At 57.0% G+C, this 16,127-nt stretch carries 13 protein-coding genes; 2 read left to right on the top strand and 11 right to left on the bottom strand.

What is annotated here, in order from left to right:
* Positions 1–61: 61 nt before the first annotated feature.
* Positions 62–1,387 carry an ABC transporter substrate-binding protein gene (locus SK3146_RS26895; RefSeq protein WP_249861654.1) on the bottom strand — a complete coding sequence of 442 codons (1,326 nt, stop codon included), beginning with the start codon at positions 1,385–1,387 and terminating at the stop codon, positions 62–64.
* Positions 1,388–1,567: 180 nt separating this feature from the next.
* Here SK3146_RS26895 and SK3146_RS26890 point away from each other — a divergent pair, with 180 nt between their 5' ends.
* Both SK3146_RS26890 and SK3146_RS26885 read left to right on the top strand, forming a co-directional pair.
* Positions 1,568–2,320, top strand: a complete 753-nt coding sequence (locus tag SK3146_RS26890) for a response regulator transcription factor (protein WP_249861653.1) — start codon at positions 1,568–1,570, stop codon at positions 2,318–2,320.
* Complete coding sequence (locus tag SK3146_RS26885; protein WP_249861652.1) at positions 2,310–4,124, top strand: sensor histidine kinase; 1,815 nt, start codon at positions 2,310–2,312, stop codon at positions 4,122–4,124. The genes SK3146_RS26890 and SK3146_RS26885 overlap by 11 nt, the downstream gene beginning before the upstream one ends.
* A 178-nt stretch (positions 4,125–4,302) precedes the next feature.
* Here SK3146_RS26885 and SK3146_RS26880 read toward each other — a convergent pair whose 3' ends face one another.
* The 10 genes from SK3146_RS26880 to cysC all read right to left on the bottom strand — a co-directional run bounded on the left by SK3146_RS26880 (position 4,303) and on the right by cysC (position 15,924).
* A complete protein-coding gene (locus SK3146_RS26880) occupies positions 4,303–5,715 on the bottom strand; it encodes a sulfatase family protein (protein ID WP_249861651.1) in 1,413 nt (470 codons plus the stop codon).
* Positions 5,712–7,187, bottom strand: a complete 1,476-nt coding sequence (locus SK3146_RS26875) for an ABC transporter substrate-binding protein (RefSeq protein WP_249861650.1) — start codon at positions 7,185–7,187, stop codon at positions 5,712–5,714. Before SK3146_RS26875 ends, SK3146_RS26880 begins: the two co-directional genes overlap by 4 nt.
* 30 nt (positions 7,188–7,217) lie before the next feature.
* The gene (locus SK3146_RS26870; RefSeq protein WP_249861649.1) at positions 7,218–8,036 is read right to left on the bottom strand and encodes a carbohydrate ABC transporter permease; all 819 of its coding nucleotides are present in this window, start codon (positions 8,034–8,036) and stop codon (positions 7,218–7,220) included.
* Between the two features lie 10 nt (positions 8,037–8,046).
* On the bottom strand, positions 8,047–8,991 hold the full coding sequence (locus SK3146_RS26865) for a carbohydrate ABC transporter permease (protein ID WP_249861648.1): 945 nt from the start codon (positions 8,989–8,991) through the stop codon (positions 8,047–8,049).
* A gap of 22 nt (positions 8,992–9,013) precedes the next feature.
* Positions 9,014–10,018: a Gfo/Idh/MocA family protein gene (locus SK3146_RS26860; protein ID WP_249861647.1), complete on the bottom strand. Its 1,005-nt coding sequence runs from the start codon at positions 10,016–10,018 to the stop codon at positions 9,014–9,016.
* Positions 10,019–10,165: 147 nt separating this feature from the next.
* Positions 10,166–11,554, bottom strand: coding sequence for a sulfatase family protein (locus tag SK3146_RS26855; RefSeq protein ID WP_249861646.1), 1,389 nt, complete (start codon positions 11,552–11,554; stop codon positions 10,166–10,168).
* A gap of 42 nt (positions 11,555–11,596) precedes the next feature.
* A complete protein-coding gene (locus SK3146_RS26850) occupies positions 11,597–12,403 on the bottom strand; it encodes a sugar phosphate isomerase/epimerase family protein (RefSeq protein WP_249861645.1) in 807 nt (268 codons plus the stop codon).
* Between the two features lie 94 nt (positions 12,404–12,497).
* Positions 12,498–13,604: a Gfo/Idh/MocA family protein gene (locus SK3146_RS26845; protein WP_249861644.1), complete on the bottom strand. Its 1,107-nt coding sequence runs from the start codon at positions 13,602–13,604 to the stop codon at positions 12,498–12,500.
* 266 nt (positions 13,605–13,870) lie between these two features.
* The gene (locus SK3146_RS26840) at positions 13,871–15,304 is read right to left on the bottom strand and encodes a sulfatase family protein (protein ID WP_249861643.1); all 1,434 of its coding nucleotides are present in this window, start codon (positions 15,302–15,304) and stop codon (positions 13,871–13,873) included.
* Positions 15,301–15,924, bottom strand: a complete 624-nt coding sequence (cysC, locus tag SK3146_RS26835) for an adenylyl-sulfate kinase (RefSeq protein ID WP_249861642.1) — start codon at positions 15,922–15,924, stop codon at positions 15,301–15,303. Before cysC ends, SK3146_RS26840 begins: the two co-directional genes overlap by 4 nt.
* Positions 15,925–16,127 lie beyond the last annotated feature (203 nt).

The raw sequence follows: 16,127 nt of genomic DNA, 5'->3' as shown, positions 1-16,127 counted from the left end.
GAATACCGCCGTATAAGGCGGCTTCTCTCCGAATGATTCGGGCTCCTGCAGCGTCAGGCTCTTATTTCTTTAACGCAGTCAGCTTGGAGCCGTAAGCTTTGACAATTTCGTCCGCCGCCTGCTCCGGCGTCTCCTTCTGATAAATCAGCTTCTGCAGCGTATCTTTGGCAATTTGCGCGAGATCGGCATTGATGCTGATGACGTTAGGAGCGATCGTCTTCTGCTTGGCCGCGAGGTCCAGCCCCTTCGTAATGTTCGGATCAAGCTGCTTCGCGTCCTCCAGCGCTTTCCTGGCCGTGCTCGTCGCCGGAATGCCGCGCTGCGCGCCGAGGATGAGCGCCGCGTCCTTATCGTTTACCATCCAGTTAATAAACTTAACCGCCTCTTCCGCGTTCGGCGACGTTTTATTCACCGCAAAGCCTGTTCCCGCCGCGATCGGGTTGCCGGATTGCAGCGCGTTCGGAGCCATCGGATAAGCGGCTACGCCGAGCTTGCCGTCGGGCACGGATTGCTTATACTTATCGAAGGCCGAGATGTAGTCGAACAAGACGCCGACCTGGCCTTTAATCCACTTCGGATTCTGCTCCATCTTGCCGACGAACGCCGAGCTGTCGCCGAACGGTTCCAGAACGCCGCCCTTGTACAATTCGGACAAATATGCAAGCCCTTTGGTCAAAGCGGCATTGTCAAATGCAGGAGTGTAATCGTCATTGATCCAGTTTTTCCCGGTCATCTGGGCTACGTAAGGCTGCAAAATCAATTTGTATATGACGTCGATATCGGCCGACATCAGGTACGCGTTCGGGTCCTGGGCGTGAACCTTTTTCCCGATTTCCAGCAGATTGTCCCAAGTCCATTCCGTCGTTTCCGGAATGCCGAATTTCTGGAAGAAGGCTTGATTGTAGAATAAGGATGTAGCGGTCGCTCCGGCCGGCGCCATGACCATCTTATCCTTGTAATTGGCGAAATTGTTCAGCACGGAAGGGTCGTAGCCGCTCGTATCCAGCGATTTGGACTGCTTCAGATCGAGCAGGAAATCGTACATGTCGTTATCCCATTCATAAGTGAACTGGAACAAATCGGGAGCGGTGCTGCCTGCGAATTGAGTGAGCAATTTGTTGTAAAAGCCGTCGAAGCCCGTGTATTCCGCTTCGATCTTGACGTTCGGGTGCAGCTTGGTATAAGCGTCGATCGCCTTCAGCGTCGCCTGGTGACGAGTATCGTTCCCCCACCAGCTGAACCGCAGCGTAACGGGCTTGGTGCCGTCCGCGCTTCCCTTCTGCGCTTGCGGATCGCCGGCTGAATTTCCCCCGCAAGCGGCTAGCGTCATACCCATCACGGAGCAAATAGCGAGAGTGGAAGCGATTCTCTTAACCGATTTCTTCAACTTGATTCCCCCTAAGTCTATAGTGTTGACGCTTTCATCATAGCATCGGAAACAAACACAACAAAAGGTCCTCTCCTATTGATTACGTTTACATTTTTTTGTCTCGTTGGGGAAAAGTATCATTATTTTAGATTTTCATCTGCCCATTATCTGCTATAATGATACGTGAGGTGAAATCGGATGTATAAAATTTTGGCTGCGGACGACGAAGAAGATACGCGCGACACGCTGTGCAACTGCTTCCCGTGGGAATCCGTCGGCTTTACCGTCGTTCATCAAGCCGGCAACGGATTGGAGGCGCTCTCTTATTTGGAAGCGAATCCGGTGGATGTGCTGCTGTGCGATATACGAATGCCGATGATGTCCGGTTTGGAGCTGTGCAAGCAAATTCATCAGCGCAGGATGGGAGTCCGGATCGTGCTGTTAAGCGCTTACCGCGATTTCGAATACGCCCGGGAGGCCATGACTTACGGCGTGTCCCACTATATGCTGAAGCCGGCCAAATACGACGACATCGTTGGGGTATTTACCCAGCTTAAGACGGCTCTCGACGAAGCGAAGGACTCTCTTGCCGCGGAAGCGGCGGAGCATGGCGGAGCGCTGCCCGGCTCAGGCTGGGGCGATCCGGTTATTTCCACTATCGTCAAATGCGTGAACACGGATTACCGCACCGTGACCCTGCAGCTTGTCTCCGAAACGGTGGAGATGAACTCAAGCTACGTCAGCGTCTATTTCAAGAAAAAAACGGGGATGCACTTTTCCGAATACGTTCTGAAGGTAAGAATGGAAAAAGCGGCGGAGCTGTTAAAGCACGGATATATGAAAGCGTTTGAAGTCAGCGAGGCGGTAGGCTATGCCAACCCGAAAAACTTCATTCGGGCATTCAAGCAATTTCACGGCATAACACCGGGGCAGTTCAAAAATGGGCGTTAATTTGAAGCAGCCGCATATCGGCCGGTCGTTAAAGATCAAATTTTTCGTCAACAACTTGCGCAATATTTTGGCCCTTTGTTTAATTCCGCTGCTGCTGCTCGGCTCCTTATCGATCATTTTGTCGCAGCGCTACACGCGCGTCGACGCCGAACAAAATCAGGAAAAGCTGCTGAATCAATATAACGAGCTGTTTCAGGTCGTTGCATCGGAGATCGATTCGCTCAGCTTATCCTTCAATACGAATCCGAAAATCGCGGACAAGCTCTACAACATTTTATCCAAGCCCAACTACTCCTACGAAGATGCGGACGCGCTGTACTATCTCAAGCATATTATCGATGTGTCGGCCAATTCCAGACCGTACGTGCATTCCATCTACGTCTACTATCCCAACGACCAGCAGCGGTTTCTCAGCTCGCGCGAAGGTCTGGTCAACCTGCAGTCTTATTTGGATAAAGGCTGGTATGACAGCTATTGGAACGATTCGAATACGGCGGGCTTTACAACCGAAGTGCGCAGCCTGTACAATTACAGCTTCGAAAGCGACCCGACCCGTGTCGTGAGCGTTTACAAATTAATCAACGACCGGAACAACGCGAGCAAGAAGGGCGTTATCGTTTTGAACTTGTTCCCCGACTACTTTGTTAAATCGTTTACGTCCATTAGCGAATATCCGAACCGCAGCTTTTATATTACCGACGATCAGAACCGGGTCATTATGCAATCCGGGGGCACCGAGTACGATCAACTGCTCCCGTCATTGCAGCTGCCCGAGCAATTCGACACGCTGCAGGCAGATAGCGGAATTTATCATTTGACTGTCAAAAAAGCGCCGCGGTTAAACTGGAATCTTATTTCCGTCGTCCCGCGCAAATCGTTATACAGCTTGTCGTTCACCCTGATCGTCATCACCTGCCTGCTGGCGCTAGCCGCCCTGATCTTGTGCGCGCTGGCCGCCTTATGGCTGACCGGCAAAAACTACCGGCAAGTTTACGGCATTCTTCGCCTGCTCGAATCGGCGGACGCCCCGGATTCGATGGAGAACGTTCCGAATCAAGGGCATGATATTTACGCCTTCATCATCACGCATATTCTGGAAAGCTTTCTGGAGCAAAAGTATTTGAAAATCCAGCTGTCCGAGCGGCTGTACCGGATGCAGGCGCTCGAATTCAAGGCGCTGCAATCCCAGATCAACCCTCATTTTCTGTATAACACGCTCAATTCGATCTATTGGAAAACGTTCCAATTGACCCGTTCCACGAATGCGCCCAGCCGCATGATCGAGCTCTTGACGGCGATATTGCAATATACGCTGGATTCCTCGACGAAGGTTGTCCGGCTGGAGGAGGAGATTGCGCATACGCAGAGCTATGTAGAAATTCAGCAAATCCGTCATAAAGACCGGTTTCAGGTGATATGGGACAAGACGGAGCCTTTCCGCGATTGTGAAGTGATCAAGCTGAGCATGCAGCCGCTGCTTGAGAACAGCTTCCAATACGGGATGGAGCATACGTCCCGCCTGCTCGTCAAGGTCAAGTTCCGTATGCAGCGCGATACGCTCAAAGTAACCGTTATCGACAACGGGGGCGGCATCGATAAGCGGCGGCTTCTGCAAATCCGCGCCTCGCTCCATGCAGAGGAAGACTCCGGACGCCATATCGGACTCAGCAACACCAATAAACGGATCATGCTGCAATACGGGGAGACGAGCGGCATCAAGATTGTCAGCAAAAAAGGCTGGGGCACCGCGGTCACGCTGCATTTCCCGCAAGGGAGCAAGCAGGAACAAATCCCCCAAAAGTGACGCGATGCTCTGAAGCTTATTCCGTCCGCATCCAGCCTAGGCTGGATCGGCGTCTAACCATTCCTCTCCTAAACAACAAAAAACTGAGGCTGCGCCCCAGGTTCTGTAATATCCAGTGTAGCCCCATCCCCATCCTCTTGAGCATAGGAGGGATGGGCATAGGGTTCCAACCGTCCGGTTAGTCCTGCCGCCCGTCGGAGATAGCATTGTGCACCAGCTGGTTACGCATCCATTCGCTGCCGACCAGACCGTCGCCTTCCTCCGTCAAACGCTCGTACAGGCGGAGCCGGTACGCCTTAACGAGCTCCCGGCAGCCCGGATCGTGAATCCGGTTCGTCAATTCATACGGGTCCAGCTCCAAATCGTATAGTTCATCCACATCCGTCGTATTCCAAATATACTTCCACCGCTTCGTACGGAGCATCCGCTGCGTATAGAGGCCGAACTGCTGACCGTTATACGTGGTCACCGCCTCCGAACGCCAGTCGGGCACCTCCTCTCCCTTCAGCCAAGGGAGCAGGGAGCGCCCCGGAAAAAAGCCGGGCACCGGCAGCTTGAGCAGCTCCAGTACGGTCGGAGGAAGGTCCAGCATATTGCAGACGAACCCGCCGCGCTTCTCCCCGCCTTGCCCGGTGAGCGGCGGGTATTTCACGATCAGCGGCACCTTGACGACATCGTCATACAGGATGTAATGCTTATCCATCATCCCGTGCGAGCCGCACATATCCCCGTGATCCGCGGTAAAAACAATCATCGTGTCGTCCGCCGCGCCCGAAGCTTCCAGCGCTTGCAGCACCCTGCCGACCGCGTCGTCGGTTTGGCTGATAACGGCGTAATAGCGGGCCGCAATCGGAGCCCAGTCGTCCCAAGTATAATCTTGAACCTGCCAGCTGAGCAGCTGCTGCTTCTGGATATAAGGCTTGCCGGCGAACGTATCGCCGAAGCCGCCCCACGGCGGAATCTGCGCCGGATCGTACATCGAAGCGAACGGCTCCGAAGGCCGGCACGGGAGATGCGGCTCGGTAAAATTCAGCTGGATATACCAGGGAAGCTGCCGTTCTTTCGCCGTCAGCCGGCTGACCGTTTCGCAGGCGCGTTCCGCCAGCCAGTGGGTTTGCGTATCCTCCAGCGGAATCGGGCTGTTCTCCCCGGCATAGCCCGCCTCCCATTTCACGCCTTGGTATTTGCGCGCGATCATTTCTTGATACGGCGCAAATCCGACGTATTCGTCGTACCCGTACTCCAGAGGCGTGCGCTTCGGATGCACATCCCATTTGCCGAGGTGCACGCGGTGATACGCGTGCTTGCCCAGCTCGCGCGGCCAGGCATATTCGGACGGGTCCAGCGCCGCAACCGGCAGGCCATTCTTGAAATTCCACAGCGCCCCGAACGTTTCCGGCCGCCGCCCGCTAATGAACGCCTGCCTGGCCGGGCAGCAGGTCGGGATAGGCGTAAACGCATTCTCAAACCATAAGCCCTCGGCGGCCAAGCGGTCGATATTCGGCGTCCGTACCGGGTAGGCGCCGCTGTAACCGATGCAATCATAGCGAAGCTGATCCAGCATAATGATAAGAAGGTTGGGCTGGGTCATGGCTGCTTGATCCCGTAATTGTTTTCCTTGGACCACTGATTCTCGCTCATTTTTTTCTTAACCCCGTCCACCATAATTTTTTTCAGCTCGGCCAAATAACTCTCCTGCGTGCTTGTGCCTTCAAGATACAGCTGTCCCAGCTTCTGATTGTTCTCCGTCACATTTTTGTCGACCTCGCCCGCATAAATATTCAGCTGCATCCGGTCGCCGACAAACTGAAAGCCCTTCAGCTTATCCGGCAGCGCCGCATTCTCGACAACCGGCGTGCGGTACAGGCTCTCGGCGAGCAGCCCCTGCACCTGCGGAGACGTCGTATAGGCGAGGAAATCGACCGCGGCATCCATCTTCTCCGGCGCGATCGTCTTCGGAATCGCCATATTGCCCGCAGGCACGCCGCCGATTTCCATCAGCTTTCCGGCTGCGTCCGGGTGATTCTCCTTGGTCAAGTACGGCAACGGGAAAGCCGCCATCTCGAACTTGCGCGCCGAGGTTTCGTACAACGCCTTGCTTTGCGCCGAGGTCCGCATGACCATCGCCGCCTTGCCGCGCAGGAACAAGTCGCCCGCCGTTTCAAAATCGAGGCCGTTATACCCTTTCGGCCAATATTTGCTCCAATCCTTGACGATGGCGAAGACGTCCTTGTAAGGCGATTTTTCAATATCGATGATGCCCTGATCGACGCCCCTCACGTATTCGTTCACTTCGATGAAGCCGCTTTTGTCGATATCCAGCTTCTCGTAGACGCCGGTCAGCAGTTCCTCCGTCAAAATCCGAATCGTCCAGTTATAGTTATAGTCGCCGGGCTTCGAGTTGGGGAAGGCAAACGGAACGACGTTCAGCTTGAGCAGCTTTTCCTGCGCATCGAGAAACTCGCTCCAGGTTTTCGGCGCTTCCTTGATGCCCGCCTGAGCGAACAAATCCTTATTGTACAGAACCCGCACCGAATTGACGTAGTTCGGGACGCTCGCATACGTCTTATCGTCGCCGAGCAGCTGCTGCAGAATGGTCGGGGAGAACAGCTTTTCCCAGGGCTGGCCTCCGGAATAAGCCGTTGATTGCTTATAGTACGGCGTCAGATCTACCAGCAGCCCCTTCTTCAAATCCTCCTGATCCCATATATAACGGGTCGTAAAAATATCCGGAGCCGTCTTGCCGATCAGCTGCGTGGTCACCCATGTGCGATGCTGCTCGACGCCCGCGAAATGCTGCATCTGCAGGTTGACCTTCACGCCGGGATGCGACTCCATGTACGTCTTGGCGATGCTGTCCCACGACTGGCGCTCCGCTTCGTCTCCGTCGCTCTCGAGCATGACCATGACGTTTAACTCGACGGACTTGCCGTCGCCGCCGGAGGAGACTCCCCCGGATTCGGCGGAGCAGCCGCCGAGCAGCAGGAGTGCGGAAACGGCGCCGAGCAGCGGCCGCATCCAGTGGCTGCGAATGTTCATTTGCTTCACCTCATCATTTCTCATATAAGAGTCATCGGACAGGCCCATAGGGACTTACCCTTTGACCGCTCCGGCCGTAATCCCCGAGACGAACGACCGGGTAGCCAGCAGAAACAGCAGCAGCAGCGGAACGGACGAGATCACATAGCCTGCGAATTGCAGACCCTGAACCTGATCGAGCGAGCCGTGGACGCTGGAGAGCGCAAGAATAACCGGCTTCACCTTGTCTCCCGACGTGGCGACGAGCGGCCATACGTAATTGTTCCAGCCGAGCAGCGCATTGATAACGGCTACCGTGGACAGGATCGGTAATGACAGAGGCAGCGCGATCTGCAGATAAATTCGGCCGTCCCCCGCTCCCTCCGCCTCCGCCGCCTCCAATACGCCGGTGGACAGCCCCTCGAAAAACGTCCGGATCAGCATCGTCGCCATCGCGGACGCGCCGGCCATCGGGCCGAAAATTTGCGCCCAATACGTATTGATCAAGCCCAGATTTTTGAACAAAATAAACTGCGGAATGAGGATCAGAAACGACGGCACCATCATCAGCATTATGATCAGATAATACAGCAAGCTTTTTCCCCAAAAGGAAAACCGGGCGAACGCATACCCCGCCAAGCTCGCGTTGACCAATACGCAGACGATAATGCCGGCGGTAACGATGACCGAATTGCATAAAAAGGGCCACAGCTGGACAAACGCGTTGGCGTAATTGCTCCCATGCAGCGGCAGCGACGGAAGCCAGAACTCGTGAATGACCTGATCCCGGTATTTTAAAGAAGTGATGATCAGCATATAAAAGGGGACAAGCGTCAAAAGCAGCAGCAGCGTCAAAACGGCGTAATTCGCCCAGGCGCCTATCTTTTTCATCATGTTCTCCCTTCTATTCCGCCCGGTCCGCCGGCTTAATGAAGCGGTTCGCCGCGAGCGTGCACAATAGGAGCACGACGAACACGACAACCCCGATCGCCGAGGCGTAGCCCAGCTCGTTGTATTCGAAGCCTTTTTTGTACAAATACAGCGCGGGCGTAAGCGTTGAGAAGCCAGGCCCGCCGTTCGTCAGCACCAGCACATTCTCGAAGCTTTGAAACTGCTGAATGAACGCGAGCACGAGCACTAGGCGAAGCTGGCTGCGAATGAGCGGCAGCTCGATATGCCGAAGCCGCTGCAGCCCGTTCATGCCGTCCATCCCCCCGACCTCGAACAGCTCCTGCGGCACCGCCAGCAATCCGGCCAAGTAAATCAGGAAATAGATGCCGGAAACCCAGGGGAAGTTGATGAACACGATCGACCACAGGGCCGTGCCGCTCTCGCCGAGCCAGGCGTGAATCCAGCTCTCCAGACCGAGCGCTTCGAGAAGACGGTCCAATAAGCCGTCCCCGACATAAATCCATTTCCACAGCAGGAAGACGATAATATACGGCACGACCATCGGCAGGACGAACATCGATTTAAAAAACGACTGCAATCCCGCCTGCCGCAGCCGGAATACGCCGACGGCGGCCAGCAGCGGAAGCGTCAGCTGAATGAGGACGAAGCTGCCGGTAAACAAGGCGATATTTTTCAACGAAGCATAAAAGGTTCGATCCCGAAATAACGCGGTGTAATTGTCCAGGCCGATAAACCGGTCTACATTCGCCCCGTTCCATTCATAGAACGACTGCACAAACGCATGCACGAACGGCGTATATTTGAACAGCCCGACCGATATGAGAATCGGCGCCAGAAACAAATACGCCTTCAGATGCTTCCAGCCCCGCCTTCTCCAGGCGGCGCCGGGGCTCACGCTTACGGAAGGATACGATTTCGACGGAGCGGCTTTCAACAAAGCGTCCCCCCTCCTTAACTACTCACTCTGTGCCGGGCACCTCGACAACCTGACCTCCGCTTTGATGCGAACGAATGGCCGCCTCGATAATTTCCTGCGCGGCCAGCGCTTCTGCCCCCGAGCCTTCGATCTCCCCGGGGGCCGCCTGCTGCTTGATCTGCTCGATAAAGCGGTCGATCCGGTTGCCGAACGTATCGTTAAAGCCCTGCATCCCCCGCATGATGGAATTGCTCATCACGATCTTATCGCTGCTGCGGTGCGGATAGTAGGTCGCGTTTTCGTACACGTTCTCGATCACGAAGCGCCCCTCCGTCCCCGCCGCCTCGCACCATTCGATCGGATGCAGCATCGACATATCGTAGCTTCCGGTCAAATGCCCGACCGCACCGCTCACGAATTCCAGATTGACGCTGGCCGTCGACCAGGTTTTCCTTCCCGGCGCTTTGGTCATAAAGGACTGCACCCGCTTCACATCGCCGAAAAAATAACGCATCACATCGATCGAATGCGGATGCAGCGCGCGCATATGAAACCATTCGGTGAAATCCGCCTTGTTGTCGATCGTCAGCCGCATATTGATAAACAGCGGAGCGCCGAGCATATTGCGCTCGATCCATTCCTTGCCCTTGGCCGCCGCCGGCGTGAACCGGTGATTCAAATTGCAGCCGAAGCGGACGCCCCGCTCGGACGCGGCCTTCACCATCGCTCTCGCTTCCTCGATATTATTAGAGATCGGCTTCTCGACGAGCACGTCCTTGCCCGCTTCGATAGCGAGCATGACCGGCTCGTAGTGATGGCTCGCCTTCTCCTCGCCGCCGGTCGCTACGCAGACCGCGTCAATCTGTTCGAGCTCCAGCAGACGCCTCAGATCCGTATACGCCTTCACCCCGTACGTATGCGCCGCTTCGCGGGCCCGGTCCTCCATCAGATCACATACCGCCACCAATTCGGTGTCCGGATGCTGCTTATAGTAGCGGCAGTGGATTTTGCCGATATTGTTTACGCCGACTACGGCTATTCGTATCATAAAACGGCGGCCTCCTTGGTTTGAGGCGAATGACGCATCGCAGACCTCGTCGCGCATGGATCATTAGGGGATGCGCTGCGCTGCGGCATTCACCCGTTGTGGTAGGAAAGAAGAACGCACCGCGATGCTTCTGCGGTGCGGAACATGCTATTTCGCTTTGTTCGCCTGCAGCGAACGGGCGGTAAGCGAGCTGCCGATATGCAGCGTATCGTAGGCTTGCTGGGAGGAGGCGAACGGCGCGTCCCCTTTGCCGTGCCAGCCAAGATTCGTATACATCGGGTTCGTCCGGCCCGTCTCCGCTTCCCGGAGGCGGATATGCGCTTCCATGCGGGCCGTCAGCAGCTCGACGACAGCCGGCTCCTGCTCGGCGACGTTATGATTCTCCAGCGGATCTTCGATCAGATTGTACAGCTCCACCTCGGGCTTGAAATGAAAGTCCGGCTCCAGCGCCCGGATCAGCTTCCAGTGCGGCGTGCGCCAGCCGTGCTTGCGCATCCACGTGCACTCCGTCAAATACAGCTCGCTGATTTTGCGCTCCGGCCGACCTTGAATGAACGGCACCAGACTCCGGCCGTCCGGCTCCATTGGCGTATCGATGCCGAGCAGCTCCATAATGGTCGGCATGATGTCATGGATGACCGTGACGTCTTGTACCCGCTTGCCGGCGGGAATTCGGCCCGGAAACTTGAGAATGAGCGGCACGACCAGCGTGCAATCGTACAGCCCGTGATGATCGAAGTAGCAGTCATGCTCATACAAGGTTTCCCCGTGGTCGGAGGTGACGACGATCAGCGTTTCTTCCGTTAAGCCCAACGCTTCGACGGCTTGGAACAAGTTCTGAATGCAGGCGTCCATATAAGCGACGGCGCCGTCGTACTGGGCGCTGACGTATTCCTGGTCGGTCACGCCTTCGGGAATCCACGATTTCAGGAAATCCGCAAACGGCTTGAACCCGTACACAGGCTCCATCGAATCGTTCGCCGGGTCTTTCTCGTCCCCGCCGTAAAATATGCGCTCGTACGGCTGCGGAGGCAGGTACGGCGAATGCGGGTCCATATGTCTTAAGAAGAGGAAGAACGGCTTGTCGTCCTGCGCCAGCCGTTGCAGCTCGGGCACGGCCACCTCGTTCAAATTTTCCGCCTTCGGGCATCGGCCGCTTTCGTCCGGCATCCAGGCTTCGTAATCGAGATACTTCTGAAATCCGCGCGCGGAAGGATTGCCGGTAAACCCGACGCAGGTCGTGTTATAGCCTTGTTCCTCCAGCACCTCCGCCAACGTCGGGGCCCCTACCGGGCCTTTATGCCGCAGCGCGACGACGTCGGTGCCGAAGCAGTCCTTGCCGGTCAGCATGGCCGCGTAGGCCGGCGTAGTCGGGATGCTCGGGCTGAAATGCTGCTCGAACAGCACGCCCTCGCTTGCCAGCTTATCGAGATGAGGGGTCGTCAGCCTGCCGTAGCCGTAGCCGCTCATGCGGTCTCTGCGCAGACTGTCGATGCCCAGAACGATCAAATTCGGTTTTTTCGGGGAAGTCGGCATTGCTTCTTCACTCTCCTTATAATATCCGTGAAGAACGCCCGTTTAGCGGGCGCCCAGCTGCTTCAGGCAAGCGTTCAAGTAGCCGTAGGTTTCTGCGGCGATAATGGACAGCTGCGCGAGGGAATGCTCCGGCTTCGCGCCGATGACCTCAAGCACGACCGGACCGTCGTACTTATGATCGGTCATGGCCTTGCAGTAGGCGAACAGATCGATATCGCCGCGGCCGCAGGCCTGCAGCTCGATCGGTCCCGGTCCTTGCTCGCGTCCTTTGCAGTCGCGGATATGAACGTGCTTGACCCGGCTGATCACGGCGGGCAGCGCATCCTCCGGATTTTCATTGGCTCTGAAAATATGGCTCGGGTCCATATCGATTCCGAACGCCGGGGAAGCCACTTCGGCCATCGCCCGCAGCGTCGTCGGCGTGTCGTGAATCGCCTGGCCGATATGCGCCTTTACGCACAGCGTAACCCCGCAGGACGCCGCCCGCTCGGAGAAGCGCTGCAGCTGCTCGATCGACCGCTGCACATCCTCCTCGACGCCCGTCTTGCCGCCCGGGCCGATGTTGACGATCGGAATGCCGATTTCCGCCGCCGCTTCCAATGCGGTGAACAGGCGCTCTTCGTCCTTGACGCTCCCGAATTCCATCGACAGGAAGCTTAATCCTTCACCTTGAACGATCGACCGCAGCTGTGCCGCCTGCTCCTTCCAACGGGAGAGGTCCAAATGCTCGCACATCCCCTGAATCGCCGAAATTTCTACGCCGTCGTACCCGCTGAGCGCGATATGCCGCGCCGCTTCCGCGAAGCTATATTCTTTAAACAGCACCGAATTGACACCTAATTTCATCATATTCCTTTGACACGCTCCTTATAGCGGCAGCTCATTCTGCCATTGTATTAGAGACGGGGATTCCCCAATGATCCCTTCCGTATGTCCGGCAAGCTTATTTCATCCACAGCGGGTCGCCGTGGAAAGCCGGAAGCGGATGAGGTCTGACGACGGCGCCGCCCTGCTCATACGACTCGATCACCGCATACGTATATTCCAGCACAGCCAGCGCGTCGCGTCCGGAGGCGCGGATATGCTCCCGGGGCACGCCATTGGAGACGTCTTCCAGGAAGGCGCGCAGCCTGTTGTTAAAGGTGGAGTTGAATTCCGTAACTCCCGACGAGGTCACCTCCGGCTGCGGATGCGAGCCGATCGACGGAACGCCCTTTTGCGCCCGCCAGTACGATACCTTCTCCACGCAGTTCTCGATGCAGAAGGTTCCTTTCGTGCCGCCGACCTCCATCGTCCACCAGCCGCCCAGGCCGTACGTGGCATCGCCCCGTTGGCTGAGCAGATAGCCTGCGGCGCCGCTGGCGAACTTGACGTGGATGCTGTTGATCGAAACCGTGATATCGCCGGCGCTTTTGCGGAAGCCCGCTTGATTCGAAAACGTCTGGATATGGGTAATATCGCCGCAATAATAGCGCATAACGCTAAAAGGATGGGTTAAGAACGCTTTCATATGGAAGTAAGGCTGGCCTTTATCCTTCGGCGATTTCGGCGTCGCATACAGCTCCTCGCCGCCGTTGAAGCCCATTTTGGCCAGGCAGTACACCGTTTCGCCGATATCTCCTTCATCCATATATTGTCTGGCCCGCTGAGCCGGGGCGGAGAAATAATGGTTCAGGTTGCAGCCCAGATACACCTTCTTCTCGGCCGCGAAGCGGACCAGCTCTCTGCCCTCCTCAATGTTATTGGCCAGCGGCTTCTCGATCAGCACATGCTTGCCGGCCGCAATCGCCTGCATCGCGGGCTCGAAATGCCAGCTTCCGTTCTCGATGCCGCCCGTCGTAATATCGACGATTTCGAGCTCCGGCTCCTGCCGCAGCATCTCCTCCAAGCTGTAATAGGCTTTAACCCCGTGCTTCTCGGCCGCTTTATCGGCCCGTTCCTTAACTACGTCGCATACGGCAACCAATTGCGCCAGCGGTTCGCCCGCGTAGCAGTCCGCATGCCGATTCCCGATTCCGTTCATTCCGACAATGCCGATTTTCAATGCCATTCGTTTCCGTCCCGTCGCCCGTTTACGCCGATGCTTCGGCCGTTCAAGCGGGGACTGCACCACCTTTCTTGGTTCAAGTGTAAAATGCTCGTATCGCCGCGAAAGCTTCCCTCGGTGTCTGCCCTTGATTATGAAACTGAATCTGCATCTGTTGCGCCGGTAGTTCCTGCCTTTATCATAATCTTCGCCGCAGGCTGCGGCATTGCCTATTGCGACATCCTCAGGGCCGATTGCGACAATCGTCCTGGCTTAAGCCGAACGGAGTTCTAAGTGCCGCGCCCGGCCCGCCGCTTTTCGTCCAGCGCGTCGTAGCGCTCCCGCAGCGGGTTCTGCATCCACGCTTCCCAGGAGAGGCCTACGCCTTCCAGGATCGCTTCGATTCTGCGCCGGAACGGCAGCTGCGACTCCCGAAGCTGCCGCAGCATCGGGTCCGGCCGCCCGCCCAGCTTGCGGGCGACGAAGCGCGTCAGCTTCGCTTCGAGCTCTTCGGCGACGGCCGTTTCCCGGCCGGCCACATTGACAAGCTCCTGCGGGTCCGCCAGCAGGTCGTACAGCTCCGTGACCGGACGCCGGAACGGGCCCGGGTCGTAATAACGGATCAGCTTGTAGCGATCCGTGCGGACAGCCCTTGCCGCCTGCCAGGCGCACTCGCTCAAGTACACCTCGTCGAGCGTGCCGTCCGCCTCGCCCAGCATCGAGGGCCACAGACTGCGGCCGTCGATGCCTTCCGGCACGTGCAGCGCCGGCAAGTTCAAGCCCGGCGACGGATTGCGGACGACGGCCTCCAGCAGCGTCGGCAGCAGGTCCGCATGCTGGACGAAGCCCCGCACGCGTCCGCCGCCGGGAATTTGCCCGGGCCACCGCAGGATGAGCGGGATATGGACCGTCGGCTCGTAGAGGCCGCAGTGATCCCAATAAATATCGTGCTCGGTCAAGCTCTCGCCGTGATCGCCGAAGAGCACGAGCAGCGTCTCCTCCTTGATGCCAAGCCGGATCAGCGTCTCGTCCAGCTCCCTGAGCAGATCGTCAAGATAGCGGATCTCCGCGTCGTACAGCGCGTTCATATACTCCGCGTCGGTCACCGGTCCGAGCAGCTTGTAATGATGCTGCTTGAAGAACGGATAGGCCGGATGCCCGTAGGCCCGCTCCATGCCGGAGCCGCCTTCCCGGTACGGGTCCTTGTTCGGGTCATAAAACGCCGGCACATAGGATTCGGGCGGCAAGTACGGCGTATGCGCATCCCAATAATGCAGAAATAAGAAAAAATCCTCCTCCTTATGCTCACGAATCCACGGCAGCGCCAAGTCGTTGACGGCTCTCCCGTCAATCCAGCGCTTGGGTCCCGAGCTGTTCAAATAATATTTATATCCGCGGGCAAACCATTCCTTGAGATTGTACAAATTGTCTACGGCGCAAGTGGCGAAGCCCGCCGCCTTCAGCTTGGACGGCAGCCACTCGACCGACTTGGGCAAATACGACAGGTCGGAGCCGTGCGAGACGAGGCCGGTGGTCAGACCGATTTTGCCGGTAAAAATCGCCGTATGCGCGACCTCGGTCGGAATGTCGGCCGCATAAGCCCGCTCCATCAGTACGCCTTCCGAAGCAATTTGATCGATATACGGGCTCGTCGGCTTGCCGTACCCGTAGCAGCCCAGCCGGTCGGCGCGCAGCGTATCGAACGAAATCATAATGATTTTCATCGCGGGCGCGCCTCCCGGCTGCTTGCGTTATCCGCGTTCAACAGCTCTTGACCGGCTGCAACGCACGGTTGAACGGCCCAATCGGCGGCTTCCTTGTAACGGTTGCTGCAGAGCCACTCCAAAATCCGCTGCGCATTGGCTTCAACCGGGTGATGCTGCGTATCGATCACGATATCCGCCTGCTCGGGTTCCTCGTAGACGTCCGAAATGCCGGTAAACAGCGGAATCTCCTGTCTCCTTGCTTTGGCGTACAATCCCTTCACATCCCTGGCTTCGCACTGCTCTAGCGAACAGTTGACGTAGATTTCCGTATATCCGCTCACATGCTCCCGCAAATAATCCCGCATTTCGCGGTAAGGCGTGATTGCGGACACCAGCACGGTAATTCCGTGCTTGGACAGCAGGTTCGCCACGAACGCGATGCGGCGTATATTTTCAAGCCGGTCTTCGCGGCTGAAGCCGAGCCCTCTGCCGAGCGTCGTGCGGACGGCGTCCCCGTCCAGCAGCTCCGCCGGTCGGCCCGCCTCCTGCAGCCGCCGGTACACCTGCACGGCGGTGGTCGTTTTCCCCGAGCCCGAGAGGCCTGTAAACCAAAGTACACTACCGCTGGAGCTTTCCATGTACTTGCCTCCTCATTAGCGTTTTCGATGCGAAAGCTTCGCTTAATCGGTCGATCTTGCGATAGCCCCGACTTCTAGCCTCATTGTACTTCGCCCTCCGGACCGGTTCATTGTGCATTCCGCCAATCGCATGGCCGATGCGGCCTAACTTGGATTGCAGCCTAACTTTGATTTGATGCCTAATTTTACTTCGGTGCAGCCTT

It is taken from the genome of Paenibacillus konkukensis (genome assembly GCF_023523925.1).
Classification (GTDB): domain Bacteria; phylum Bacillota; class Bacilli; order Paenibacillales; family NBRC-103111; genus Paenibacillus_S; species Paenibacillus_S doosanensis.
Note: the sequence above shows the minus strand (reverse complement) of the source record. Positions and strands in the feature narration are given on the sequence as shown.